The sequence below is a fragment of the Arthrobacter sp. NQ7 genome, from assembly GCF_029581595.2.
GTDB lineage: Bacteria > Actinomycetota > Actinomycetes > Actinomycetales > Micrococcaceae > Arthrobacter > Arthrobacter phenanthrenivorans_B.
This window is the reverse complement of sequence record NZ_JARFXU020000025.1, coordinates 18,254-44,153: the sequence shown is the minus strand read 5'-3', so window position 1 is coordinate 44,153 and position 25,900 is coordinate 18,254. Positions and strand designations below refer to the sequence as shown.

Annotated in this window: 23 protein-coding genes; 6 read left to right on the top strand and 17 right to left on the bottom strand. The window is 66.7% G+C overall.

The genetic code is table 11. The features are described 5' to 3' along the window. Positions 1–26 precede the first annotated feature (26 nt). Positions 27–1,073, bottom strand: a complete 1,047-nt coding sequence (locus tag PUN71_RS19730; RefSeq protein ID WP_502861125.1) for a LacI family DNA-binding transcriptional regulator — start codon at positions 1,071–1,073, stop codon at positions 27–29. Between the two features lie 163 nt (positions 1,074–1,236). On the opposite strand from PUN71_RS19730, the gene uriH reads away from it, so the two are divergent. From uriH to PUN71_RS19715, 3 genes are read left to right on the top strand one after another with little or no spacing between them, the layout of a single operon-like run. Further along, positions 1,237–2,373, top strand: coding sequence for a uridine-preferring nucleoside hydrolase UriH (gene uriH, locus PUN71_RS19725; protein WP_277799771.1), 1,137 nt, complete (start codon positions 1,237–1,239; stop codon positions 2,371–2,373). Next, positions 2,374–3,801, top strand: coding sequence for a uridine transporter UriT (gene uriT / locus PUN71_RS19720; protein WP_277799770.1), 1,428 nt, complete (start codon positions 2,374–2,376; stop codon positions 3,799–3,801). Next, positions 3,798–4,760, top strand: coding sequence for a ribokinase (locus tag PUN71_RS19715; RefSeq protein WP_277799769.1), 963 nt, complete (start codon positions 3,798–3,800; stop codon positions 4,758–4,760). The genes uriT and PUN71_RS19715 overlap by 4 nt, the downstream gene beginning before the upstream one ends. A gap of 30 nt (positions 4,761–4,790) precedes the next feature. Here the strand turns inward: PUN71_RS19715 and PUN71_RS19710 are convergent, their stop codons facing one another. From PUN71_RS19710 to PUN71_RS19660, 11 genes are all read right to left on the bottom strand, one after another. Further along, a complete protein-coding gene (locus tag PUN71_RS19710; RefSeq protein ID WP_277799768.1) occupies positions 4,791–5,990 on the bottom strand; it encodes an aminotransferase-like domain-containing protein in 1,200 nt (399 codons plus the stop codon). Then, positions 5,987–7,690 carry a dipeptide ABC transporter ATP-binding protein gene (locus PUN71_RS19705; RefSeq protein WP_277799767.1) on the bottom strand — a complete coding sequence of 568 codons (1,704 nt, stop codon included), beginning with the start codon at positions 7,688–7,690 and terminating at the stop codon, positions 5,987–5,989. Before PUN71_RS19705 ends, PUN71_RS19710 begins: the two co-directional genes overlap by 4 nt. A gap of 28 nt (positions 7,691–7,718) precedes the next feature. Further along, the gene (locus tag PUN71_RS19700; RefSeq protein WP_277799766.1) at positions 7,719–8,588 is read right to left on the bottom strand and encodes an ABC transporter permease; all 870 of its coding nucleotides are present in this window, start codon (positions 8,586–8,588) and stop codon (positions 7,719–7,721) included. Beyond that, on the bottom strand, positions 8,585–9,538 hold the full coding sequence (locus tag PUN71_RS19695) for an ABC transporter permease (RefSeq protein ID WP_277799765.1): 954 nt from the start codon (positions 9,536–9,538) through the stop codon (positions 8,585–8,587). Before PUN71_RS19695 ends, PUN71_RS19700 begins: the two co-directional genes overlap by 4 nt. Beyond that, a complete protein-coding gene (locus PUN71_RS19690; RefSeq protein ID WP_277799764.1) occupies positions 9,535–11,187 on the bottom strand; it encodes an ABC transporter substrate-binding protein in 1,653 nt (550 codons plus the stop codon). The genes PUN71_RS19695 and PUN71_RS19690 overlap by 4 nt, the downstream gene beginning before the upstream one ends. A 59-nt stretch (positions 11,188–11,246) precedes the next feature. Beyond that, positions 11,247–12,659 carry an FAD-binding oxidoreductase gene (locus PUN71_RS19685; protein WP_277799763.1) on the bottom strand — a complete coding sequence of 471 codons (1,413 nt, stop codon included), beginning with the start codon at positions 12,657–12,659 and terminating at the stop codon, positions 11,247–11,249. A gap of 276 nt (positions 12,660–12,935) precedes the next feature. Then, entirely contained in the window at positions 12,936–14,009 is a 1,074-nt protein-coding gene (locus tag PUN71_RS19680) for a LacI family DNA-binding transcriptional regulator (protein WP_205622275.1), read from the bottom strand. Between the two features lie 41 nt (positions 14,010–14,050). Further along, entirely contained in the window at positions 14,051–14,953 is a 903-nt protein-coding gene (locus PUN71_RS19675) for a carbohydrate ABC transporter permease (protein WP_277799762.1), read from the bottom strand. Continuing rightward, positions 14,950–15,831: a carbohydrate ABC transporter permease gene (locus PUN71_RS19670; protein WP_043454011.1), complete on the bottom strand. Its 882-nt coding sequence runs from the start codon at positions 15,829–15,831 to the stop codon at positions 14,950–14,952. Before PUN71_RS19670 ends, PUN71_RS19675 begins: the two co-directional genes overlap by 4 nt. Positions 15,832–15,855: 24 nt before the next feature. Further along, complete coding sequence (locus tag PUN71_RS19665; RefSeq protein WP_043453868.1) at positions 15,856–17,190, bottom strand: ABC transporter substrate-binding protein; 1,335 nt, start codon at positions 17,188–17,190, stop codon at positions 15,856–15,858. A gap of 65 nt (positions 17,191–17,255) precedes the next feature. Beyond that, positions 17,256–18,707 (bottom strand): family 43 glycosylhydrolase, encoded by a 1,452-nt coding sequence (locus PUN71_RS19660; RefSeq protein ID WP_277799761.1) that lies wholly within the window; start codon positions 18,705–18,707, stop codon positions 17,256–17,258. A gap of 281 nt (positions 18,708–18,988) precedes the next feature. Between PUN71_RS19660 and PUN71_RS19655 the strand changes: the two genes are divergently transcribed. Further along, complete coding sequence (locus PUN71_RS19655) at positions 18,989–20,569, top strand: glycoside hydrolase family 32 protein (protein ID WP_277799760.1); 1,581 nt, start codon at positions 18,989–18,991, stop codon at positions 20,567–20,569. A 4-nt stretch (positions 20,570–20,573) separates the two neighbouring features. Here PUN71_RS19655 and PUN71_RS19650 read toward each other — a convergent pair whose 3' ends face one another. Together PUN71_RS19650 and PUN71_RS19645 are read right to left on the bottom strand one after the other, a co-directional pair. Next, entirely contained in the window at positions 20,574–21,314 is a 741-nt protein-coding gene (locus tag PUN71_RS19650) for an SDR family NAD(P)-dependent oxidoreductase (protein ID WP_277799759.1), read from the bottom strand. Between the two features lie 45 nt (positions 21,315–21,359). Then, complete coding sequence (locus PUN71_RS19645; RefSeq protein WP_277799758.1) at positions 21,360–22,007, bottom strand: cyclodeaminase/cyclohydrolase family protein; 648 nt, start codon at positions 22,005–22,007, stop codon at positions 21,360–21,362. A 137-nt stretch (positions 22,008–22,144) separates the two neighbouring features. Here PUN71_RS19645 and PUN71_RS19640 point away from each other — a divergent pair, with 137 nt between their 5' ends. Both PUN71_RS19640 and PUN71_RS19635 read left to right on the top strand, forming a co-directional pair. Further along, on the top strand, positions 22,145–22,942 hold the full coding sequence (locus PUN71_RS19640; RefSeq protein WP_277799757.1) for an alpha/beta hydrolase: 798 nt from the start codon (positions 22,145–22,147) through the stop codon (positions 22,940–22,942). Positions 22,943–22,984: 42 nt separating this feature from the next. Next, the gene (locus PUN71_RS19635; protein ID WP_277799756.1) at positions 22,985–23,920 is read left to right on the top strand and encodes a carbohydrate kinase family protein; all 936 of its coding nucleotides are present in this window, start codon (positions 22,985–22,987) and stop codon (positions 23,918–23,920) included. Between the two features lie 52 nt (positions 23,921–23,972). Here PUN71_RS19635 and PUN71_RS19630 read toward each other — a convergent pair whose 3' ends face one another. From PUN71_RS19630 to PUN71_RS19620, 3 genes are all read right to left on the bottom strand, one after another. Continuing rightward, on the bottom strand, positions 23,973–24,452 hold the full coding sequence (locus tag PUN71_RS19630) for a matrixin family metalloprotease (protein WP_277799755.1): 480 nt from the start codon (positions 24,450–24,452) through the stop codon (positions 23,973–23,975). A gap of 11 nt (positions 24,453–24,463) precedes the next feature. Further along, complete coding sequence (locus PUN71_RS19625; protein ID WP_283532419.1) at positions 24,464–24,763, bottom strand: hypothetical protein; 300 nt, start codon at positions 24,761–24,763, stop codon at positions 24,464–24,466. A 361-nt stretch (positions 24,764–25,124) separates the two neighbouring features. Continuing rightward, positions 25,125–25,900 (bottom strand): ABC transporter substrate-binding protein (locus tag PUN71_RS19620; RefSeq protein ID WP_277799753.1); only part of this gene is annotated, 776 nt, incomplete at its 5' end.

Here is a 25,900-nt window from a genome sequence, read left to right as displayed (position 1 = left end):
GTCCGACAGGAAGCCGTTGCACGTCCCTAGGTTTCGGCAGCTGAGGTGGAGCCGCGCACCACCAGCGAGCTCTCCAAAACGAGCTCCTCCTGCTCCAGTGGCTGCCCTTCCATCAGCCGGCGCAGCTGCTCCCCGGCCTTGAGGCCCAGCAGCGCCGCGGGCAGGTGGACGCTGGTCAGGCCCGGGCTGCTGGTGGCCGAGTACGGCAGGTCGTCGAAGCCCGCCACCGCCAGCTCTTCCGGGATCCGCACGCCCTCCACGCGTGCCTCCTGCAGCACGCCGTAGGCGTGGGTATCGGTGGCGCAGACGACGGCGGTCACCCCCTCGCGCTGCCACTCGGGCCAGGCTGCAGCAAAGGCAGCCGCCGCTTCACCGACGTCGATGGTGGTGGCAGGGCTGTGCCCCGGATCCACTGCCATGCCGCGCTCCGCGGCCGCCGCCAGGAACGCGTCACGGCGGATGGTGAAGGTCTCGGTTCCCGTCACGCTGTCCAGGTAGGCCACGCGCCGGTGGCCGGCGTCCGCCAGGTGGGCTGCCAGCTCCCGGGCACCCTGGGCCACGTCAAGGTTTACCGCCGGGGCCAGCGATTCCAGCCCGGGGGCATCCAGCAGAACCAAAGGTCCGGTCACGGAGAGGTCGGCCAGGAAGCCGGCGTTCGGCGCATCAACCAGGAGGCCGGCGGGCCGCAGGGACATCAGCTTCCGCACGTCGTCCGCCTTGGGGAACTCGCCGGAGTCGGTGACGGACAGCAACAGCTGGTACTGCGGGCCCAGGGACTCGCGTACCCCGCCGATCACTTTGGCGAAGAACGGGTTGGAAATGTCCGGAGCCACCAGGATCACGATGGAGCTGACGCCTTTGGCCAGCGAGCTGCCGATCCCGTCCACCACGTAGCCCAGCTCTGAGATGGCCTCCCGCACCCGGGAAATGTTGTCCTCGGACACCCGGCCGGCCGTCTTGCCGTTGGCCACCAGCGACACGGTTGCCACGGAAACCCCGGCGCGTGCCGCGACCATCGCCGCTGTCACACGCCGCGGCCTGCCCCGCTGCTGCACCTGTTCCCCGGATTCCATACATCGATCCTATCCGCCACAGTGGTTACCAGAAGCCCCAGCGCATCAAGCGTTTGACGTGGGTAAACATCACACCAACGTTAAGCGTTTGACGTTGGCCACAAAAGCCTGCCATGATCACTCCCGGAAGACTGAAAACCCCTGCCGTCCGCGGCAGGCCCCAATGACGTGGAGAACCATCGTGGAACCAAATCGCCGGACCAGCCCAAGCCAGCCCCTGGAGGGCCAGCCCCGGACGACGGAGCGCAGGAAGATTATCCTGGACTGCGATCCCGGCCACGATGACGCCGTGGCCCTGCTGCTCGCGCACGGCAGCCCCGCCATCGACCTGCTGGCCGTCACAACCGTGGTGGGCAACCAGACGCTCGAAAAAGTCACCCGCAACGCCCTTGCCGTCGGCACCATTGCCGGCATCACCGGCGTCCCCTTCGCCGCCGGCTGCCCGCGGCCCCTGGTCCGCAGCATCGAAACCGCACCGGACATCCACGGCGAATCCGGCATGGACGGCCCCGCCCTCCCCGAGTCCACCATCGAACTGGACCCGCGCCACGCCGTCGACCTCATCATCGATACCGTCATGGCGCACGAGCCCGGCACCGTCACCCTGGTGCCCACCGCCGGCCTGACCAACATCGCCATGGCCGCCCGCAAGGAACCGCGCATCGTGGACCGCGTCAAGGAAGTGGTCCTCATGGGCGGCGGCTACCACGTGGGCAACTGGAGCGCCGTGGCCGAATTCAACATCATCATCGACCCCGAGGCCGCCCACATCGTCTTCAATGAGAAGTGGCCGGTTGTCATGGTGGGCCTGGACCTCACCCACCAGGCGCTGGCCACCCCGGACGTGGTGGAGAAGATCGCCGCAATCGGCACCACGCCTGCCAAGTTCGTCACCGAGCTGATGGACTTCTTCGCGCACACCTACAAGGACGCCCAGGGGTTCGACTACCCGCCCGTCCATGATCCCTGCGCCGTTGCCTATGTCATCGACCCCAGCATCGTCAGCACCCGCAAAGTGCCGGTGAACATCGAGCTGCAGGGCACCCTCACCCTGGGTATGACGGTCGCGGATTTCCGCGCCCCCGCCCCGGCCGACTGCCACACCAGCGTGGCCGTGGACCTGGACCACGCACGGTTCTGGGACCTGGTCACCGACGCCCTGGAACGCATCGGCGAGCCGGGCGCCAACACCAAAGTGGACGACGGCGGCCCGCACCAAGGTGCGGACCGCACCCCAGGCAACGCGTCCGACGCCGAACGCCAGGCAAGTGCCTCCCTCACCGCCGGAGGGGTCAAGTAAATGACTGCCACCCTGACCGAAGCCAAGACTGGCCGCGGCAACACCGCCGCCCTCATGACTGCCCTGCTGGCAGCCTGCGTGGCATTCCAGCTCAACGCCTCCATGCTCAGCCCCGCCCTGGTGACCATGGGCGAGGAACTCAAGACCGACCAGGCCGTCATCGGCCTCTCCCAGACCTGGTTCTTCACCGCCGCCGCCCTCTTTTCCCTGTTCCTGCCGCGCCTGAGCGACATCGTGGGCCGCAAGAAGGTCCTGGTGGGCATGATGGTGCTCATGGCCGTGGGGTCCGTGGTCGCGGCCCTCGCCCCCGACGTCACCTGGCTCTTCGTGGGCCGCATCATCCAGGGCGTCAGCGGACCCACCGTGCCGCTCTGCCTGATCATGCTGCGCTCCGCGGTCAGCAACCCCCGCAAATACGGCACGCTGATGGGCCTCATCACCGCCGTCAACGGCGGCGTGGCCGGTGTGGACTCCTTCGTGGGCGGCTACTTCGCCGAACACTACGGCTTCCGCAGCATCTTCTGGCTGATGGTGGTCCTGGCTGCCGCCGCCACGGTACTCGTCGTGTTCCTCGCCTCCGAAAGCAAGCCCGCAGCGGGCACCCGGATGGACTGGCCGGGCGTGTTCTTCATCGTGGTGGCCGTCGGCGCACTGCTGACCGCCTTGAACGAAGGCTCCAAGCTGGTGGCCGGCTTCAACTCCGGCACGCTGCTGCTGAGCCTGGCGCTGGTGCTTGTTTCGGCCGCCGCCTTCTTCGCCTTCTGGCGCACCGAACAGCGCGCCGCCCAGCCCATGGTGGAAACCGTGCACCTGCGCCAGCGCTCCACCTGGGCGCCGCTGCTGACCACCACATTGACCATGACCGGCATCTTCGCCGTCATCAACGGCATCGTCCCCGCCTACGTCCAGGCCGCCGACCCGGGCTTTGGCGTGGGCCCCACCGAAATGTCGCTGATCATCCTCACCCCGTACGCCCTGCTCGGCTGGCTGGTGGGCCCGCTCAGCGGCAAGCTTGCACCCGTCCTCGGGTACACGAAGGTGCTGCGGATCGGGCTGCTGGGCAGCATCGCCGCGCTCGCCGTCATCGCCTTCCTGGGCCTGAACAGCCTGCCGCTGATGATCGCCGGCACGGTCTTGCTGGGCATCATGTACGCCGGTACGGTCAACATCATGCTCAACGGACTCGGCGTTGTCCTCTCGCCCGCCGGTAATCCCGGCTTCCTGCCCGGCATGAACGCCGGCGCCTTCAACCTCGGCGCGGGCCTGAGCTTCCTCATCCTGCCCGCTGTGCTGGTGGCGACGTCGCCACTTGGCGATGCGAAAGCGTCCTACCTGACCGTCGTGGTCGTCGGCCTGGCACTGACCGTTGCCGCCTTCGCAGCGTCCATGCTCATTCCCAAGCCGGTTGAGGCCGAGGTGGCTCCATGAGTGCTGCAGCTGCCGCTCCAGGCCGGATCGTCGTCGTCGGCTCGCTCAACGCCGACCTCACCATCTACTGCGACCGCCTCCCGCAGCCCGGTGAAACCGTCCAGGGCAATGGGTTCGCGGTGAATCCCGGCGGCAAGAGCGCCAACCAGGCCGTGGCCGCCGCCCGGCTGGGCGGCCACGTCAGCCTGGTGGGCGCCGTGGGGGAGGACGCCAACGGCAACATGCTCGAGGCCTCGGTGGCCGGGGCCGGAGTGGATGTCAGCCATGTGCGCACGTCCGGCGAACCCACCGGCGTGGCCGTGATCGCCGTGGACGCGCGGGGCGAGAACAACATCATCATTTCCGCCGGCGCCAACGGCACCCTGTCCCCGGCGGACGTCGCGGGGGCGTCGGACGTGCTGGAGGGGGCCGCCGTCGTAAGCCTCTGCCTCGAGGTGGCCATGGAGACCGTGCTGGCGGCGGCGCAGGCAGGGCACGACGCCGGTGCCACAGTTTTGCTGAATCTCTCGCCGTACGCGGAGATCCCGCCAGCCCTGGCCGGGTTGGCGGATGTGCTGCTGGTCAACGCCCACGAGGCAGCGCTGTTTTTGGGGTCGGAGATACCGGATGCCGGCGCCCCCGATGAGGAGTGGGACGCGGTGCGTGGGCGGTTCGCCGGCCACGGTATCCAGCAGGTCCTGCTGACCCTGGGTTCGCAGGGGTCCGTGGTACTGGATTCGCTGGCGCCGGACGGCTCCCGCGTTGCCCGGATCCAGCCCACCCGGGTGGACGCCGTGGACACCACCGGAGCAGGCGACGCCTTCACCGGAGCGGTGGCCGTGCGCCTGGCCGCGGGCGACGCGCTCGCCGACGCCGCAGCTTTCGCCTCCGTGGCCGCCGCCCTGGCCACCACCCGCAAAGGCACGCAGGCGGCGTACCCGGAAGTGGCCGACGTCGAACGGCGCCTGCGCACTCAATAATTCCGCGGCTATGCCGCCGGCACGGGACTACTACGGACGCTGCCGCAGCAAGGCCCGGGCCAAACGGGCCGCAGCCTCTTCCAGCTTCGGCTCAGCCACGTCGCCGTAAGCCAGGCGCAGGCGGCGGTCGGCGTCCGTGCCCGGTCCGGAGGGGAAGAATGAGCCCCTCTGGTACTCCACCCCCTCGGCGCTGGCATCGGCGGCCAGCCGGTCGGGATCGATGGCCGGATTGGCGAGCTTGGGCCAGAGGAACAGGCCGCCCTCCGGGAGAACGGTTTCGAAGGCTCCCGGTGCTTCCCGGTGCAGGGCGCCGACCAGCGTTTCGGCGCGCCGGCGGTACAGCGACCGGGCCCGTGCCAGGGTGGCGTCGAAAATTTCCGGTTCGGACGTCACGAGTTCCCCGATAATGGCCTGGACCAATGTGGAGCTGTGCGAATCCTGGCGGCTCCGCAGTGCCACGAGGTCGCGCGCCAAGTGCCCGGGAGCCACCGTCCAGCCAAGGCGCAGGCCCGGACCGAGGGTCTTGGTGAAGGTGTTGATGTGGAGGACATGGTCGGAGTTGTTGAACTCCTCCACACTCTCCTGCCCACCGGCAAACCGCAGCTCGCGGTAAGGATTGTCCGCCAGGACCACAAAACCGTAGTGCTCGGCCAGCCGCACCAGTTCCTTGCGTGCTTCCGCCGGGAGCGTGCCCTGGGATGGATTGTGGAAGTCGGGCACCGTGTACAGGGCAGATGGCCGGGCGCCGGCTCGGAGCTGGTCGGAAAGATGGTTGATGTCTAGCCCTCGCGGTCCCATGAACACCGGCAACGTGCGCGCGTCGGACAATTGCAGTCCCCGCAGGAAGAGGGGGAAGATCGGGTTGTCCACGGCCACCAGGCCGCCGCGCTCCACGACGGTTTGGATGGCGAGGGACAGTCCGTGGAAGCCTCCGTTGGTGATCAGGATCCGGTCCGCGGAAACGCCCTCGCGCTCAGCGATCCACTCGCGAAGGGGTGAGATGCCTTCGGTCCGTGAGTACTGCAGTGCGGGAACACCGGGCCTGGCGAGGACGCGTGCTGTCGCAGCTGCCAGTTCATCGGTGGGAAGGACGCCGGGATCGGGAATTCCGCCGAGAAGTTCGATGGCGTCAGCCCGGCGGTCGCGCAAGGTTGCGTCGCCGAAGCCCTTCGGTGCCGTGAAAGCTTCGATCAGTGCAGGCCGCCGGGTAGTGGTCAGGTTCACGGTCATGCTGTTGCCTTTGCTAGTTGGTGGTTGGCCGCGGCGTCCACGGCGTAGGCGGGGGGCTGGGCAGCAGCCGGCGCCAAGGGAATAGCGGCCAGGAGCGCCCGTGTGTAGGGGTGCTGCGGACGCTGGAAGATGTCCTCTACAGTGCCGTCCTCGACAACCTGGCCCCGCCGCAGGACGGAGACAGTGTCAGCCACCTGCCGTACCAGTGCCAGATCGTGCGATACGAACAGGTAGGTGAGCCCGAGGTCGCGCTGCAATCTGGCGAGCAGTTCCAGGATGCCCGCCTGGACGGTCACGTCGAGCGCCGACGTGGGCTCGTCCAGAACCACGACGTCGGGTCTCAGCACAAGTGCCCGGGCGATGGCCACCCGTTGGCGTTGTCCGCCGGACAGGTGGCCGGGACGGCGGGCCAGGACGGAACCGGGCAACCCCACTGCCGTTAGTGCTTCGAACACCCGCTCCGCACGCTCGGCTTTCCTGCCAACTCCGAACTGGTCCAGTGGCTCACGGATGATCCTGCCCACGCGCCAGGAAGGGTCCAGGGAGGTGAACGGGTTTTGGTACACGAGCTGCAGGTGGCGGCGGATCCCGCGCACTTCGCCGCGGGACCGGCCCGACGTCGACTGGCCCGCTATGGCGATCTGCCCACCGTCCAGCTGTTCGAGGCCTAGCAGCAATCGGACCGCTGTGGTCTTGCCGGACCCCGACTCGCCCACGAGCGCGTGCGTCCGCCCGCGTTCCACGGAGAATGACACCCCATTGACGGCCAGGACCTCCTTGCCGCCGGCAGTGAAACGCTTGGTGGCATCCTGGAGCTGTATGTGGGGGCCCGGCAGGGGCGGGGCTTCAGCGCCGGTCCGGGAGCCGCCGTCGTACGCTGCTTCCGAAACCGGGGTACGCCGCTGGCTCCGGTACCGGTCCGGGTGAAGGGCCGGAACGTCAGCCTGCAGCCGGCGTGCGTAGTCGGTCTTCGGCGCGGCGAAGAGCTGACGCGATGCCCCGCTCTCCTGCACTGCCCCTTCCTTCAGGACCACCAGCGAATCGGCGCGTTCCGCCGCGATGGCGAGGTCGTGCGTGATCAGGAGCAGGCTGATTCCCAACTCGTGGCGGAGTCCGGTGAGCATGTCGAGGACCAGTTTCTGAACCGTCACGTCCAGTGCGGACGTCGGTTCGTCCGCCACGATCAGCGAAGGACGCGGCAGGACCGTCAGGGCAATCAGTACCCTCTGGAGCATGCCGCCGGAGAGCTGATGCGGGTACGAATCGTAAATCCGGGCCGGATCCGGCAGCCCGACCTGGTCAAGAACCTCCAGGATCCTGCGGCGCGGGACAGCAGGATCGGTCCCGCCGAGCAATGCCGCGGCCTCCTGGGCCTGCGCGCCGATGGTCCGCACGGGGTTCAGGGCCGACGCCGGGTCCTGCGGGATAAAGCCGAGCTCCCTGCCGCGTAGGGGCCGGAACTGCTTTTCAGGCAGGGCCAGAACCTCGCGCCCGTTCAATGTCACCCTCCCTGTGGCGGTCGCTTCACCGCGTGGGAGCAGGCGGAGGATCGCCTTGGCAATGGTCGACTTACCCGAGCCGGACTCACCGATCAGTGCCAGGCTCTCGCCGCGGCCAAGGGAAAACCCCACATTGTGGACGACGGCGGTGGGCCCGTAGGCGATCGACAGGCCTTCCACGGTTAGCAGGTCTGCTGACACTTCGGTGTCCTTTCGTAAGCGGGCCACGTCACTTCGCCTTTCGCAGCCAGCGGCTGATGCGGTTCACGGAGAGGACGGTGCCGACGATGACCACGGCGGGTGCATACACGAGCCACGGAGCCGTGACGTAGGTTTTGCCCGACGCGACCAGGAGGCCCCAATCGGAAGCTGGGGGTGGATCGCCGTAGCCAAGGAAGGCCAGGGAGGCGATGACCAGGATGGAGGTGCCGAACTGCAGGACGGCCAGGACAAGCACGGAACGGTAGGCGTTGGGGAGGATGTGCCCCAGCAGGGCGTGGAGCCGGGTTCCACCTTCCAGGTAGGACGCTTCCACGTAAGTTGCGCTGCGGACGCGGATGACTTCCGCCCGCATCAGCCTGGCGAAAACAGCGACGGCGGACACTCCGGTAGCGATGGCGGCGTTGATGGTCTGGAAACCCAGGGAGCTGACGATGACGACTGCAAGCAAGAACCCGGGGATGGCGAGCAGCACGTCAACCAAGCGCCCCAGGATGGCATCAAGCCAGCCGCCCCGGAAGCCGCTGGCCAGGCCGATCATACTGCCGACGACCAGGCCGATGAGCACGGCCACCAACGCGCTGCTCACCGAGGACGCAGCCCCGTACACCACGCGGGCGTACTGGTCCCGCCCGAGGTAGTCGGTGCCGAACCAGTGTGCCGCACCCGGCGGCGCCAGTTTGGCGGCCGTGTCTCCCGTGACGGGGCTGAAGGAGGTGAAGATGCCCGGAACAAGCGACCACAAGATGACCAGCAGCACCACGGCGAAGGACAGGACGACCGTGGCCGGAGGAAGGCCCGAGGTCAGCCTTTTCGGCGCCTTCTCCACCTCTTGCGCACCGCCGTCGAGGAGCTTGGGATTGCTGAGGATGGCAGTCATGTTCCCACCTTCTCCCGGACTTTGACGCGGGGATCCAGGAGTGGCGATGCAAGATCTGCCACGAGGTTCAGGGCCACGAAGATGACCGCGGAGAGTGAGACCACCGCCTGCAGGACAGGCTGGTCCTCACCCGTAACGGCCTTCTGGACTACGGTTCCGATGCCGTCCCGCCCAAAGATGGTTTCCGTAATCACGGAGCCTCCCAGCAGCTCACCAATGATGAGCGCCACCATGGCCACCGACGGCAGGGCAGACGGCTTAACCAGGTGCTTGGCGAACAGCCTGGCTTCGGTCAGTCCCCGTGAGCGGGCCACTGCCGCGTACTCCTGCCGCGACTCGTAATCGAGGCTTGCAATGAGAACCTCAGCCAAGGGTGCCGAAACCGGAATGGCCAGTGTGACGGCCGCGAAGAGGGTGGCCACCGGGCTGTTGGGATCCGTGGTGGTGAACGAATGGAGCCGGAAAGCAAAGAGCTCGATCAGGATGAGGCCGATCACGAAATTCGGCACCGAGAGGAAAAGCGACGGTATGGAGCGGACAACGGCTGCCCACTTCGCCGGCAGGTACTGGGCGCCGTAGGCGATGACCACGGCGAAGAGGACCGCAATCACCAGTGCACTCGTGGCAAGAGTAAGAGTCGACGGCAAAGCGTCACCTACCAACTGGGACACCGGCAGGTTGGACTGCAGGGAGAAACCCAGTTCGCCGGTCAGGAAGCGCCCCAGGGAGAGCAGCAGCTGAACGATGACCGGCTGGTCGAGGCCGTAGAACGCCACGATCCGCTGGATGTCTTCTTCGCTGAGGCCATGCTGGGGATCCCGGAGTGTGTTGGTGATCGCGTCACCCGGGAGGACGCTGATGACCAGGAAGGTGAGGACATAGGCGAGCAGAACCACGACGACCGCCTGCCCCGCCCGGATGAGGGCAAAGCGCCCGTAATCGCTGGTCACTTGGCGATCCATGCGGTGTAGAAGTTCGCGTAGGCCAGGCCGTTGTACTGGACGTCCTTGACCTTGGGGTTGATCAGGTAAAGGCGCTGGACGAGCTGGTTCAGCGGGACGAAGTATCCCTGGTCCAGGACGTACTGCTGCAGTTCGTACGCCACTTTCTCACGGGATCCCCGGTCTGAAGCCGTGGCGATGGCGGTGGACAGATCATTAAGCTTCCGGTCGGTGGTGCCCAGGCCGAACCAGTCTTCGCCCTTGTTCTGGCTGGTCAGGACACCGGCCACAGTGCCGACGTCAACGAAGCTGCGGGAGGTCTGGAACAGCGGCGGCTTGCTGGCCTGCACAGCCGCGTACCCCGCGACGTCCACTACCTTGAGGTTGACCTTGATGCCCACTTTCTTGAGTTGCTGGGCGATGAGCTCGTCCTCGGCCTTGGTGGACGGGACATACGGATTGGGTGTCAGAGTGAACTCGAGGGCCTTGCCGTCCTTGGTGCGGTAGCCGTCGGACGCCTTGGTCCACCCGGCCTCATCAAGGACCTTGTTGGCCTTGTCGGGATCGAAGCTGAAGGAGTCGCTGAAGTCGCCGGCCTCCGGGACGTTGCCTTGGATGAAGGTAGTGGCAGCATTCCAATCCTCCGTATAGACGGTCTTGCGGATCTCCTCGCGGTCAATGCCGTGCTGGATGGCTTGGCGAACGGCGGCCTCATTGGTGGGAAACGCTTGGGTGTTGACCTGGAATCCGTCGACGAAACCGAGGTAGCGGGGCGTTCCAACAGTGAAGCCTTGGGCCTTGAGTGACTCGATTTCCTGCGGCTCAACGTTGAACGCTACGTCCGCCTGGCCGGAGACGACTGTGGAAGTCCGCACGGCGGTGTCCTTGATGACCTTGTAGGTGATGCTGTCCAGGCGGGCGGGGCCGGTGTGGCCCAGCCCCGCAGGACCCCAGTTGTAGTCCTTGCGTTTCTCCAGCACGTAGCTGTCGCCCTGTTTCCAGGACTTGACGACGAACGGGCCGCTGCCGATTTCCTGGCTGAGGTCGGCTTGGGCCTCAACAGGGAGCGCGAGGGTCTTCGGTGAGAGCAGGATGCAGCCGTGGTACGCGAGCGTGGCGATGAAGCCCAGCGCGGGTGAGGAGAAAGAAACCTTGACCGTCCCGGTGTCGGTTGCCTCGGCGGAGACGAAGTTGCTGGACGGAAACAGGCCCACCTTGCTGACACCCCGCGTGGAGTCTCCCTTGGCCCACGCATTCAGGTTCGCGACCACAGCTGCAGCGTCCAAGGGGGTTCCGTCGGAGAAGGTCACCCCTTTCTTCAGGTGAATGACGAAGTCCTTGGCGCCGTTGAGCTCTTCCCAGCTCTCCGCGACCCAGGGGCTCAGCTCGCCCTTCTCGTTGACGTACACCAGCTTGTCCGTGATTTGTCCCCAGAGGTTGCCCTCGTAGCTGGAGATGGATGTCTTGCTGGAGACCCACCCGGTGTCGTAGCCCTGGATCAGGAAGGTGATGTTTCCGCCGTCGACCGGGGTATCCGGACTGGACGTATTGGTGGCGGTGACTCCACCGCATGCAGTCAGCACGGCACTGGCTGAAAGGGCGCTGAGGCCGGCGAGAAAGATCCGCCTCCGGATTTCAGGTTGATAGACGGTGTTCATAGGGTTCTCCTGGATGCATTGAAGTGGCGGGTGGCCACGGAGGTGTGCGGGCAGGGCGGTCAGATGGCCTTGCCGGGGTTGAGGGTCTGCTGGGGGTCAAGCGCGGCCTTGATCGCGTGCTGGATCTCGCGGCTGCGCTCGGAAAGTTCAAGCGCGGCCCATTCGCGCTTGACGGTTCCCACACCGTGTTCACCCGTCACCGTGCCGCCCAAGGACAGCGCCACTTTCACGAGTTCCGTGGCGGCTTCCAGAAGCACGGCGGGCGGATGCGCACCGTCATCGGCTGCTTTGTCCTTGGTGATGAGCGGATGGAGGTTCCCGTCGCCGGCATGCGACACCGCCGAAATGTCCACGCCGAAGCGTGCTTCCAGCACCGGGAAGGCGGCGTAGACCCGAGGCAGTTGGGACTTGGGCACGGCGATGTCCTCGCCGATGTACCACTTGTCCTGCGGGAAGCCACGGCCGTTGCGGCGGAGGTCCCAGAGCCGGATGCCGTCGTCGTCTGTCTCCAAGGTGACCCGGCCGCCGGCCTGGGTGAGCGCAGCGGTGAGGTCAGCGGCTTGTTCGTTGATGCCGTAGCCGTCGAGTTCGATGAGGATAAGCGCCGCACCGCGCGCCCGAAGGGCGGTGCCGGAGTGGGCGTCGATGTTCTCGAGGCTCGGGGTGTCGAAGAACTCGATGGCGGCAGGGCGCACCGGTGAGAGGGTGATGGCTGACAACCCTCTGGCGCCCTCGGCCGTGCTGTCGAAGAAGGCGCTGACGGTTCCGCGCGCCACGGGAAGGGGACGCAGCCGGACGGTTGCGCTTACGACAATCCCTAGGATGCCCTCAGAGCCGACAAACAAGGAGGTGAGATCAAGCCCTGTGACGCCCTTGATCGAACGGTGGCCGACGCTGATGAGGCTGCCGTCGGCAAGGACCACGTCAAGTGACAGTATTGATTCGCGCGTGACGCCGTATTTGGCGCACCGGAGGCCGCCGGCATTGGTGGCAATATTTCCGCCGAGCGATGAAATATCGAAACTTGCCGGGTCGGGTGCATAAAAAAGCCCGAAAGGCTTCAGATGCTTATTTAGTTCAGCATTGATAACGCCCGGCTCGACCACCGCAATTTCATCCAGGCGCGAGACCTCGATAATGCGATTGAGCTTTTCCGTGGAGATAACCACCTGGTCTTGGCGGGCTGACGCGCCCCCTGACAGGCCGGTCCCGGCGCCGCGCGGCACAACCGTTATTCCAAGCTCGGCTGCAAGTTTCACCGCCGCCTGCACTTCGGCTGCCGTGGTCGGAAGCACGACGGCGGGGCCCGGCTCCTGCGCTGCGGCCGAAGTTTTTACCGTTGCAGCATCGTGGCTGTACCGCGCGGTCCCAGCACCTGGCAGCAGTACTTCGATGCAGGGAAGGTGGCTGGTGAGATCCAGGATGAAATCCTGGATGAAGCTTGCTGCTGCGCTGATCTGTTGTGTGGTCATGCCGGCGTCTCTCTGCCTGAAGTGACAGATGGTGGCCGCGTTTTCGCGTCCACCCTCCCAGGACTTCTTGGTGAAATTCCCCGGTCACGATGTGTCCGGGAGTCAATCCTAGAAAATTAGCCGTAAGGCGATAATCGGCACCAGTCAGTTCGACATGGCAATTTACACTTCTCAACCCGGAGTCGTAAATGCTCTATTTTCGTAAAATTGGAGTCATGGAGAGATACGCGGGGACATTATGTCTTCAAGGATCGCCGGATTGGATTCCCCCGCTTGCTAGGCCCGGGCCGGCGCGCGGACCGAGGCCCGCTCCACCGGCGGGCAGTTGATCCTGGCGGGCCCATCCGGGGCGGCATCGATCCCCAGCAGTGTCCGCACCCCGGCGGCGCCCAGTTCGTAGTGCGGCAGGGACACCGTGGACAGCGGCGGCCGCAGGTGGGCGGCGATGACTTCCTGGTTGTCGAAGCCCACCACGGCCATGTCGTCCGGGATGGACAGGCCGCGCTCCCGCAGCCCGTCATAGAGGCCCATGGCCATCCGGTCGTTGTAGCAGTACACGGCGCTGACGTCGCGCTTGAGGAGTTCAGCGGTGGCCCCGTAGCCGCCCTCCTGGTCCGGGTAGGCCTCCATCACCAGCGCCGGATCGAATGCCACCCCCGCATCCTCGAGGGCTTCGCGGTAGCCGGCCAGGCGTCCGTCCTTGGCCGGAGCCGGGATGGTGGCGTTGATGAAGGCGATCCGCCGGTGGCCGTTGCGGAGCAGGATGTCGGTGGCTGAGCGGCCGCCCTGGACCTCGTCCGGAACCACCGCCCGGGTCCCCGGCTCGGTGGAAAAGCAGTTGACCAGAACAAACTCCGCTTCCCGCAGCGGCTCCGGGATGTCCGTTTGCCGGTGGAACCAGGTGGAGTAGAGGATGCCACGGACCTTGTACTCGAGCATCATCTTGATGGCGTCCTGTTCCAGTTCGCCGTTGCCCTCCGTGTTGGCGATGAGCAGGGCGTACCCGTGCTTCCAGGCCTCGTCCTGTGCTCCGTGGATGATCTGGCCGGCGAAGGGGGTGGTGGCCACGCCGTCGGCCACCAGCCCAATGAACTTCGACGTCCCGCTGACCAGTGTTTTCGCCATCGCGTTGGGCCGGTACCCCAGGGTGCGGATGGCGTCCTTGACGCGCTGCCGCGTCTCCTCGGCGATCCGGGCGCTCTTCTTCTTGTTGACCACCAGGGACACGGTGGCCGTGGAGACCCCGGCGGCTTCTGCCACTTCGCGGAGGGTCACCGGGTGGGCCCGTTCGGGCAACCGCGGTGCGGGGGCGGCGGGCACCGCCTCACCTGGCTTGTTCTCCGTTGACATCTTCTGGCCTCCGTCAGGAGTATATCCGCCTGCCGTGGCCGTCATCCCTTGGTCGCCCCGCTTTCCAGGCCCTGGATCATTGCTTTGTTGAGCACCAGGAACACCAGCAGCAGCGGAGTGATGGTGACGCAGACGGCGGCGAAGGTGGCGGTCCAGTCCACCTTGCCCATGGCGCCGATGTAGTTCTGCAGGCCCAGCGGAATGGTCTTCAGCTCCTCGGACAGGACGAAGGTGTTGGCGAAGATGAAGTCGTTCCAGATGAAGATGCTGTTGACCAGGACCACGGTGACCACGGTGTTCAGGGACAGCGGCAGCGTGATCAGCCCGAAGATCCGGTAGGGGCCGGCGCCGTCCAGGGATGCCGCCTCATAGGTTTCCTTGGGGATGTACTCGTAGAAGGAGCAGAACAGGTACACCGACATGGGCAGTGAGAACCCGGCCAGCGGGATGATCATGGACTGGTACGTGTCCAGCAGGTTCACCGCGGAGTAGTCGATGAACAGCGGGACCAGGGCGATCTGGACCGGGACGATGATGCCGATCATGAACAGCCCGCGGACCAGTTTGCTGAGCCGGAACCCGAGCACCTGGATGGCGTAGGCGGCCATCATGCCCAGCAGGACGATGAGGATGTTCGCGCCCATGGTCACCACGAAACTGTTCAGGATGTTCCGGCCCAGGTCACCGGTTTCGAACGCCCTGGCGTAGTTTTCCCAGGTCAGGGCGCCGGGCAGGGCGAAGGGATCGCCGGTGGCAAAGTCGTGCTCGGTGCGCAGGCTGGTGAGGAACAGCCACGCCAGCGGGTAGACCTGCACGATCACGATCAGCATGATCAGCACGCGGGACAGGGTCCGGAACAGGTCCGGCCGCCGCCTGCGGCGTACGGGCCGCAGGGGAGGTTCGACGGCGGCGGGCCGGGTTGGCGGGGCTGCCTGGGTGATCATGCGTCTGCCTTCCGCTTGAGCAGGAACAGGATGAGGCCCACGGCCACGAGGCACTCGACCACGATGAACACCGAGATGGTGCTGGCGTAGCCGAAGTCCGTGCTGGTGAAGGCCGTCTTGTACATGTAGGTGGTCAGCAGCTCCGAGGACTGCCCGGGCCCGCCGTTGGTCATCAGGTACGGGATGTCGAAGCCGCGCAGGCCGTAGGTGGTGGCCATGATGGTGGTGGTGATCCACACAGGCCGGATGTACGGGAACCGGATCTTGCTGAACAGGGTCCAGCGCGAGGCCCCGTCCAGGACCGCGGCTTCCTCCAGCTCCTTGGGCACCGCGAGCAGCGCCGCGTAGATGATGAGCATGTACAGTCCGGTGAAGCGCCAGCCCTCCGGCGCGGACACCGCCGCAAGGACTGTGTTGACGTCCGAGAGCCAGGGCCGTTCCAGGCTGCCCAGCCCGATCCACTGCAGCAGCTGGTTGAGCAGGCCCACCGGCTCCAGCGAGTAGATCCGGACGAAGAGGAAGGCGATGGCCACGGTGGAGATCACGGCAGGCAGCAGGTAGAGGGTTTTAATGAGCTCCCGGCCACGGCGCAGCGAGGTGAGCAGGCTGGCCACCACCAGCGCGCCGCCCAGCTGCAGGACCAGGCAAATGGCCAGGTAGAGGAGCGCGTTCAGGAAGGCGCGCCAGAAGATGTCATCCGCGGTGAACATGCGCAGGTAGTTCTCCAGGCCCACGAATTCCATGTCGCTGATGCCGTTCCAGGAGAAGAAGCTCAGGAACAGGGACTGGAGGATGGGGAAGAGGACGGCCGCGCCGTACAGCAGCAGCGGCGGGAGGAGGAAGACCAGGACGGAGGTCCTGGACCGGTTGGGAAGCATCCTGGTGGGAAGCATGGCGGGCCTTTACTTGAAGAACTTCGGGGCGTTCTGGGCGATGGTGCTGTCCATGGTCTCCGTGAACTGCTGCGGCGTGATTTCGCCCTGCACCAGCAGGACGAGTTCCTGCTGCAGCCGCCCGTTGGTGGTGGGGTCCAGCTGGGTGTCCCACGGCATGGCCTGCTTGGAACCGAGGTCCTTGGCCTGGTCCAGCGCCTTCCGATACAGCGGGGTGGCGTTGGCCGGGACGGTGGTTTCGACGTCGGTGGTGGGGGAGAGCGCCCCGGTGGCCGCGTACTCGGCGGGGTACTTCTGCAGGGCGAACTTAAGGAAGTCGCTTACCAGCGGATCGTAGGTCTTGGCGTTGACGGCCATGCCGATCCCCGATGGCGAGACGAACTCGTTCGCCGCCGTCACCGAGCCGGCCGTGGTGGGCAGGGTGAAGAAGTCGATGTTGTCGCGGACGGCGGGGTTGAGCTTGTCCGTGGCCAGGCTGGGCAGTTCCCAGGTGCCGATGTTGTACATGGCGGCCTGGCCCGAGGTGAACTGGTTCTGCGCGTCGGAGTAGCCCTGGGCGGAGAACCCGTCCTGGAAGCACTTGGCCTTGCCCAGTTCCGCGAGCCAGTTGACGGTCTTCTGCCCGGCGGGATCGGTGAACTTTGCCTCGCCCTTCTTCAGCTTCTGCACGTACTCCGGCCCCGCCTCACGGAATGCCTGGTAGGCGGCGTAGCGTTCCAGCGGCCATTGGTCCTGGCCGTCAAGCGCGATCGGTGTGATGCCGGCGCTGCGCAGGGCCGTGCACATGGCGGGGATATCGTCCAGGGATTTCGGCACGGACACCCCGGCTTTGGCCAGCAGTGCCTTGTTGTACCAGACGTACTCCAGTTCGTACTGGAACGGGATCATGTACAGGGAGCCGTCGTCGAACCGCTGGTAGTCCAGGGCTCCTGGGCGGTACTTGTCGTAGATGCCGAGCGTGGTCAGCAGCTTCTCGGCGTCGAGCATCTTCCCCTGCTTCGCCAGTTGCTGGGCGAAGGGCGTGGCGTCGGTGTCGAACAGTTCGGGCAGCTTGTTGGCAGCGGCCAGGGTTTCGAGCTTCTGGATGTAGGAGGGCCGGTCCGGGGTGGTGATCAGGTTCAGCTTGAACCCGGGGTGGTCCTTGCCGTAGTCGTCGGCCAGCTTCTTCATGATGTTGATGACCGCGCCGTCGGCGGGACGGGAGAGCAGCCAGGAGATTTCCCGCGGCTTGATCTCGCCGGTGGGGGCGACGTTGGTGGAACTGGTGGAGGCTCCGCCCCCGCAGCCGGTGAGGGCGAGGGCGGTGACTGCTGCGACGGCGGCAGCGCGGAAGAGGTTTTTCATTGCGGCAATCTCCCTTGATTGGAGCCGATCTGTTGGGTGGGTCGGATGGAACGGAAGGGTGGTATTCAGTTGTCGGTGCGCTTGCGAACTTCGAAATCGGTAACAGTAACGGACCCTTCGCCGGCGAAGACGCCTATTCCGCCGGCGGCCAGGTCGTAGATGCGGGTGCTGAGAGCCACCCGCCGGTCCACGACGGCGACGCACAGGTCGCCGTCGACGATGACTTCCAGCGCGTGGCTTCCCGGTGCGAGGTCGCAGGGACGCTCAAGTTCGATGGCGAACGGGACATCCCCGGACACCTGCCATTGCCCGTCACCGGTAATGGTCCGGGGCCAGCGGTCGAAGACCAGCCGTCCGCGCTTCGGTTCGAGGCGGAGGACATAGGAGTGGTCGCCGTCCGGGGTGGAGCGGATCAGCAGCCCGCATTCGGTGGTGCCGGCCTGGATGTCGAACACTGCCCTGGCGTGGAACTGGGTGGGCATCGGGTTGGGGGTGACGGCGGCGCTGTAGCCGTCCGGGACGTCCAGCCGGAGGGGCAGCGTCGGGAAAGGCGCGGCACCGTCCAGCTCCAGCGGCACCTCGTCCCAGAAGCTGTCCACCAGTTCGTCGCTGAACCCGAACGCCAGCGTCCCGTCCGGGTTCTGCCGTGCCTCCAACACCGCCATGGTGCCCGCCCACTGCCAGGCGCCGTCGTCGGAATGGCCCTCTTTGCTGGCGATCCAGCCGAAGAAGAACCGCCGGCCGTCCCGCGCTGCCGTTTTCGAGGCGTAGAACGCGCGGCCGTCCACGCTGTCCAGGGCAGGCACCGTCCAGGGACCGGTGGGGCTCTTGGCCATGCGGTACCGGGTGGTGAAGGTTTCGGAGAACTCCGAGTAGACCAGGTACCACCAGCCGTTCCACTCGAACACGTCAGGGCATTCGTGGGTGATGTAGCGGCGCGGATCCCAGAAGGGCTCCGTGTGGGTCCAGGTCATCAGGTCGGTGGAGACGCACTGGGCGATGACGCCACGGCGGCGCTCCGGGCCTTCGGAGTGCCTGGCGGCGAGCAGCATCCGCCACAGGCCGGCGGCTTCGTCCCGGAAGACGAACGGGTCCCGCCAGTCGCCCGGCTCGTACTCTGCGGGTGCGCCGAAGGTGAGTTCCGGGTGCTTGGTCCAGTTGTCCATGCCGTCCGTGCTGGTGGCGTGCATGACCAGCTGCAGGGGCAGTCCGTCGGCGCCGAGGCGGCCGGGGTTTTGCCCGGTGTAGAACAGGTGGTGGATCCCGGACCCGTCGGCCACGATGCTGCCGGTGTAGCAGTTGAAGTCGGGGTCGGCGCTGCTGCCGTGGGGGAGGGCCACGCCGTGGTCCTGGAACTGGACCAGGTCCTTGCTGGTGACCAGGTTCCAGGCGGTTCCCGGCTTGGGCTCCGAGCGGATTTCGTGAAGGTAGAACAGCCAGAACTCGCCGTCCTTTTGGAAGGGGATAAGGTCGCCAACCCAGGCATCGGCGGGCTGGAAGAAGACGGGATAGCTCATCGGCGGTGATGTCCATTTCTGCTAAATCGTTTGATCACCTTGAAGGTAGCGCGGAGGGCGGTATTTGATCAAGCGTTTTAGCAAGATTTCTTTTCCCCGTCGATTGTTGCCGGCGGGCCGTGGAGGCTGGCGCGCTTAAACGCTTGACCGATGAAGTTGCCCGGCGTTACCCTCTTCTGCTAAAGCGCTTAATCATTTTCCGCAGGCCGGGGTCGACGCCGTTCCCGCCGCGATGGTGGCGCTTCCCGGCGGATCCTCCGCCCCATGAGAGGAAGTCAACGATGACCCATGCCATGTCCTGCCGCAATGCCCTGTCCCGCCGCCATCTCCTCCAAGGAACCGGAGCCGGGGCGTTCGCGCTTTTCCTTGGAAATGCCCTGGCCGCTCCTGCCGGCGCCCAGGCCTCACTCCGGTCCAATTTCCATATGACCCCGCCAACGGGCTGGCTCTGCGACCCGCAGCGGCCGGTCTTCCTCAATGGCGCGTACCACCTTTACTACCTGCACTCGGCGCAAAACAACGGGCCTGGTGGCTGGGACCACGCCACCACTGCGGATGGCGTGGCCTTTACGCACCACGGCGTGGCTTTGCCGCTGCAGCCGGACTTCCCGGTCTGGTCCGGTTCCGCCGTCGTGGATGCTGCCAACACGGCGGGCTTCGGCGCAGGCGCACTGGTTGTCCTGGCAACCCAGCCCACCGGCGGCATCCGCAAGTACCAGGAGCAGTACCTCTACTGGTCCACGGACGGCGGCTATACGTTCACGGCCCTGCCGGATCCGGTGATCCCCAATACCGGGGGCCGGACCGCCACCACGCAGGCTGAGATCGAGAACGCCGAATGGTTCCGCGACCCCAAGATCCACTGGGACGCGGCCCGCGGGGAATGGGTGTGCGTCATCGGCCGCGCCCGGTACGCCGCGTTCTACACATCCGCCAACCTGCGCGATTGGCAGCTGCAGCGCAATTTCGACTATCCGAACCACGCGTTGGGCGGCATCGAATGCCCCGACCTCTTCGAGATGACGGCCGGCGACGGCACGCGGCACTGGGTGCTGGGTGCCAGCATGGACGCCTACAGCATCGGGCTGCCCATGACGTACGCCTACTGGACCGGAACCTGGGACGGCCAGCAGTTCCTCGCCGACGATGTCACCAACCCACAGTGGCTGGACTGGGGGTGGGACTGGTACGCGGCGGTGACGTGGCCCGTCCTGGAGGCGCCGGACACGCGCCGCTATGCCGTGGCCTGGATGAACAACTGGAAATACGCCGCCCGCGATGTTCCCACCGATGCCACCGACGGGTACAACGGCCAGAACTCAATCGTGCGGGAACTGCGCCTGGAACGCCAGGCCGGCGGCTGGTACAGCCTGCTGAGCAGCCCCATCACTGCCCTCAGCCAGCACGTCACCTCCACCACCACGCTCCCGGACCGGACCGTCAACGGCAGTGCCGTCCTGCCCTGGCACGGACATGCGTATGAGCTGGAGCTGGACATTTCGTGGGAGGCCGCCACGAACGTGGGGGTTTCCGTTGGCCGCTCAGCGGACGGGCTGCGGCACACGAACATCGGCAAGTATGGCGCTGACCTCTATGTTGACCGGGCGCCATCGGATCTCACGGGGTACTCACTGGTCCCGTACACGCGGGCTGCCGCACCCATCGATCCCAACGCCCGGTCCGTGCACCTGCGGATCTTCGTGGACACCCAAAGCGTGGAAGTATTCATCAACGCCGGGCACACCGTGCTCTCCCAGCAGGTGCACTTCGCTGACGGCGACACCGGGATCTCCTTCTACACAGACGGCGGCCCGGCCACCTTTTCCGGAATCACCATCCGCGAGCTGGCGGCACCGGCTTGAAGGGCTAGGCCAGCGCGCCGAGGGTGACGCCGGTGTGCTCCGCGAGCCGGGCCAGCAGGGCGTCCTGGAACCGGGGGTCGTTGGCCGCTGGATGCGGTGTTTGCCGCCGCCCGTGGTACCAGTAGCCGCCGCTGGAGAGGGCCTCGGGATCGTCGCTGGTGGCCAGCCATTCCTGGGTCCGGTGGCCCAGTTCCAGGTCATCCGGGGCTGACCGGCCGCCCATCCGGGTGGGCACCCAGCCGGGGTCGACGGCGTTGCTGGCGACGTGCGGCACCAGCCTGGCCAGCGCTGCCGACAACGCAGTGACCTGCAGCTTGCTGGTGGAGTAGGAAGCCGTCGTCGTCCGTCCTGCCCAATCCAGGCCGTCCAGGCCGGTGGTGCCGCCGCGGTGCATGCCGCTGCTGAGGTACACGAGCCGGCGCGGGCCGGCGATGAGGGCCGTCAGCAGGTAGGGGGCCACCATGTTGACCGGCAGCAGAGCCGGGCCGCTGAGCACGCCGGCGTTGTGGATGACCGCGTCAATGCCGCCGATCCCGTTGGCCTGCTCCGCAATCTGCCGGGTGTCCGCAGTCACGGCCAGGTCCCCGAGGACGCACTGCGCCCCGCGGTCCAGCAGGTGCTGAACCGCGGGGAGCCGCTCCGCGGACCGCGCGTGGACAATCACCTCGTGCCCCTCCCGGAGCAGCGTCTCCGCCGCCGCCAGCCCAAGCCCGTCCGTGGATCCGGTGATGAAAACGCGTGCCATGCGCGGCCCTCCCTGGATTGCTTGTGGTTCCCAGTATCGTCCCGTTCAAGCGGCGTCGGTGGGCGCGGCCCTGTGGTCTATCACTGCCGTCAGCTCGTCGATGCGCTCCATGGCGGCATTCAGCTTCTCGACGCTGGCCCACAGGTCCGGATGCTGTTCCCGGACCTCGTCAAGGCCGGTACCCGCGGAGCGGAGCGAGCCCAGGTCGAAGCTGACGTTGGTGCGTGCCCCGGCGACGGCGGCGCGGAGGGCGCCGAACGCGACGACGACGTCCGCCACCAATGCCCGGTTGCCCTTGGTTGCCAGCCAGGCGAGATCGTCAATGGCGTCGATGGCCCGTTCGCCCAGGACCGCAGAGGCTGCCGCCGCTTCCACGGATGCCTGCCGGATCGCTTCCTCCCGCTCCTTGCCCGGTGCGAGCCGGAACGCGGCACCGAATGCCTTCGAGGCGGCGGCATCGTCATCGGCCAGGTCCAGGGCTTCCTTGCGCAGCGCCTGGGCCCGGCCGCGGATCCTGTCCGGCTCGCCGCCGTCGTCATCGCTGTAACCGGCAACCATGGACGTCAAGGACGCCGCGACGGCGAGCATCAGCCCCGTCCCCGCACCACCGCCCGGGGAGCCGGTGGACTCCGCCAGCGCCCGAGTCCAGTCCGCCACCGTTGAATCCTGCGTGGTCACTTCCTGATCTTCCATGCGGGAACCGTGCCCACCGGACGGTGCGGCTAAACGGACCCCTGACGTGGCGCGCCGCACGAACTGGCCCAGTTTCGAGGGTTCTGCCTGCGGACACAAGGCCCACTTCCGGTGATGGGGGCAGCTAAAGTGGGCCAGTGCAACGCCACCGCTATGAATACGGCCAGGACCCGAGCCAGTGGGGTGAACTTTTCCTGCCGGACCTCCCGACCGGCGGGAAACACCGGGGCGTGGTGGTGGTGATCCACGGCGGCTACTGGCGCTCCACGTATGGGGCCGAACTGGGTGAACCGCTGGCGAAGGACCTGGCGGAACACGGCATGGCTGCCTGGAACCTCGAGTACCGGCGCGCCGGGAACGGCGGGGGCTGGCCCGGCACGTTCCAGGACATCCTGGTCGGGATCGACAAACTCGCCGCGCTCGCCGGGCCGCACGGCCTGGACCTGGGCAAGGTGGTGGCACTGGGGCATTCCGCGGGCGGCCACCTGGCTGTCTGGGCTGCCGGGCGGGACCGGCTGGGGAGGCTTGGCCTGCCGGCGGCTGACCGTGGGGTACAGGCTCACGGGGACGGCGTCGGCCTGACCGGGGTGGTGAGCCAGTCCGGCGTGCTGGACCTGGCAGGGGCCGAAAAGCTCAACCTCAGCAACGGTGCGGCGGCCACCCTGCTGGGCGGACCGTCGTCGGACGTTCCGGAACGGTTCCGGTATGCGGACCCGATGGCCGCGCTGCCGCTGGACGTGCCCGTCTACGCCGTCCACGCCGAAAATGACGACGACGTCCCTCTGGCCATGTCCGCCGCGTACGTGCAGGCGGGCCGCCTGGGCCCCGTGCCCCCGCAGCTGGTCACCGTTCCCGGCGACCACTTCGCGCTGATCGACGTCACGTCGGAGGCGTACCGGACGTGCCGGGAGCTGATTGGCCGGCTGCTGCGCTGACATGAACTGCTGAGCGCGCCCCGTTTCTGGCAGAGTATGTCCATGCTCACAGTTATCGGCGAAGGCCTTGTTGACGTTGTCCAGCGTGCCTCCGGCATTGAGGCCCACGTGGGCGGCAGCCCGCTCAACGTTGCCGTGGGCCTGGCCCGGCTGGACCACCCGGTGCAGTTCATCGGTCGCTACGGCCGTGACGCCTACGGTGACTCGGTGGCGGCCCACCTGCGCTCCAGTTCAGTGATGCTGCCGGTTCCGCCGGACGACCTGCCCACCAGCGTGGCCACCGCACTGATTGACGACGACGGCGCCGCCACCTATACGTTCGACCTCACCTGGGAGCTGCCCGGCATGGCCGACCGGCTCGGCTTCATGCTGCAGGGCACCACCCTGCTGCACACCGGCTCCATCGCGACCATGCTGATGCCGGGTGCCACCGAGGTGCTGGCCGCCGTCGAATATGCCCACCCGTCCGCCACCATCAGCTTCGACCCGAACTGCCGGCCGAGCATCGTCACGGATGTGGACTTCGCGCGCAGGCAGGCGGAAAAATTCGTCACGCTCTCCGACGTGGTGAAGGCCTCCGACGAGGACCTGGCCTGGCTGTACCCCGGACAGGACGTCCTGGACTCGGCACGCAACTGGCTCGCCCTGGGCGGCGAGGAAGGGCCCGCCCTGGTGGTGGTCACCCGGGGCGCGGACGGGCCGTGGGGCGTGTGCCGGACCGGCGAAGCCAAGGTCGCCGCGCCCCGGGTTGAGGTGGCGGATACCGTCGGGGCGGGCGACTCCTTCATGGCGGCGCTGCTCTCCGGCCTCGTGGACAGGGAACTGGACGGCGCCCAGAACCGCCAGGAACTGCGCGAACTCCCTGCCGAAGGCCTCGCCGAACTGCTGGCCCACGCCGCCAAGGCTGCTGCCGTCACGGTCTCCCGCCCAGGGGCCAACCCGCCCACGCGGGCCGAGCTGAACGCGCTGGGCGGGTAGCCGCTACCCCCAGTCCAAGAGCTTTTGGCCGAGGGTCCGGTGAACGTCTCCGCTACAACTGCGGCACGCAGGGGCCGCTTCCCAGCAGGGCAAGACCGGCCCGGTCACCTGCCGCATAGTCCGTGACGCTCCTGTTTTCGGCAAACATGAGTTGGGCCGGATCATTGACATGGTTGAGGCCCAGCACGTGTCCAAGTTCGTGCATGATGATTGCCCGCACTTCAGCCGCACCGTCCGGGCGGCCGGCGGAGATAGCGGCAAGATCAGGGGCGTCGAGGCTTACCTGGCCCGCGGCGAGGACCAGTGGCACCAGTGGTTGCCCGGGAGCCTGCGCGTAACCGCTTCCGCCGAGTCCGGCCACGTCTCCGGCAAGGCCGGGAGTTTCCGCGGGAGTGGACCAGGCGATCAAAACGGGCGCCCAGCGTTTCCCGTAGCGGTCAGGCTGGAATGCCTGCCGGTCATCGCTGGGTGCCTCCGCCGTGGGTCCGTCGTACACAAACTTCAGACCCGATGCCTGCGACGCTGCTGCCACGGCTTCCCGGATCAGGAGGTCTCCACCTGCCGGCGCTTGTCCGGCCGGACAACGTAATGAACGGGGCGGCACGGATCGTAAGCAACCAGGTGCTGGTCTGCCCGGGGCGACTCCTGCAGTAGGAAGGCGGTGGAACCTGTGCTTACTGGAGGGGTGCCCAAGGGTGAGGGAGCGGCCTCATATCCCGGTGGCGGCACCTTCGCTCCGGGAAGGTAGGGCGCCGCGAGGGGAAGGACCACCCGGTCGAAAAGTGCGGGGGTGAAGTACAGGCAGGCAACGACGGCGATCCCGAGGGTGGTCCTGAACCGCACCGACCGCCGGGCTGGACGTGGGCGCCTTCTGTGCCACCCCCGGGCCTTCTTCCGCTGTACAGGTGCGGGGGCAGTACTGCGCCACGGTTCAGGCACCCCGGGCTTGCCAAAGGCCTCGTCGATGGCCCATTGCGGGATCCGTCCACTGGCCGAACGCCGGACCATTGGCGGTGCGGAGATGCCGGACATATCCGGCCGCGACGTGCTGCTCTTTCCTAAACCGGTCACCGGCATCCCCCTTAAGCGTTGCCGCTACGCTGATGGGGCGACCCCATCAGCGTAGCGGCGCGCTGCGCAGCCTTGGCACCGTAAATGCGCAGTATTTCCGCAGGAAGTTGCGGTGCCCGGGTGCCGCTGAAAGCTACTCCTTGCCCAGCCCGGCTGCGGAGGTCTTCCCGCCCGAGACGCTGTTGAGCGCGCGCAGGTCGAAGATGCCGTTGATGTCCGCCTGCTTGGTGGTGCCGGCGGTCACGCCGTCAGCCAGGAGTTTCTTGTAGGTTCCCGCGAGCGGGTCCACGGTGAAGACGATGTTCTTCAGGGACCGGTCGATGACGTCGGCCTTGAGCTCTGCGCCGGCCGCTTCCTTCAGTGCCGCATTGATGACCGTTGCCTTCTCCGTGGCGGAGGCCTGGTTCAGCCAGTCGACCGACTTCACGTGGCCCTTCAGCAGTGCCTTGACGGTGTCCGGGTGGTCGGCGGCGAACTTCTGGTTCACGATCAGGATGGTGGTGGGGAACTCGCCCGGCTTGCCGGAGAGCGAGCCGTCCCACAGGTCCTTCTCGTCCACCAGCACCTTGGCTCCGGCGTTCAGGACCAGGCGGGACGCCCACGGCTCAGGCAGCCACGCGCCGTCGAGCTTTCCGTCCTGGAACAGCTTCAGGGTCTGGGCGTTTTCCGTCGGGTTGATGGCGACGTCGCCGCTGCCGTCCACATTGGTTTTGTAGCCCTGGGAGGAAAGCCAGGCGCGCAGGGCGACGTCCTGGGTGCCGCCGAGCTGGGGCGAGGCGAGGGTCTTGCCCTTGAGGTCAGCCGCCGAGTTGATCTCCGGCTTGACCACCAGCTGCGCGCCGCCGGCCGCAGCACCGGCGATGATGTTGATCGACTCGCCGCCGCTCTTGACGAACGAGTTGATGGCCG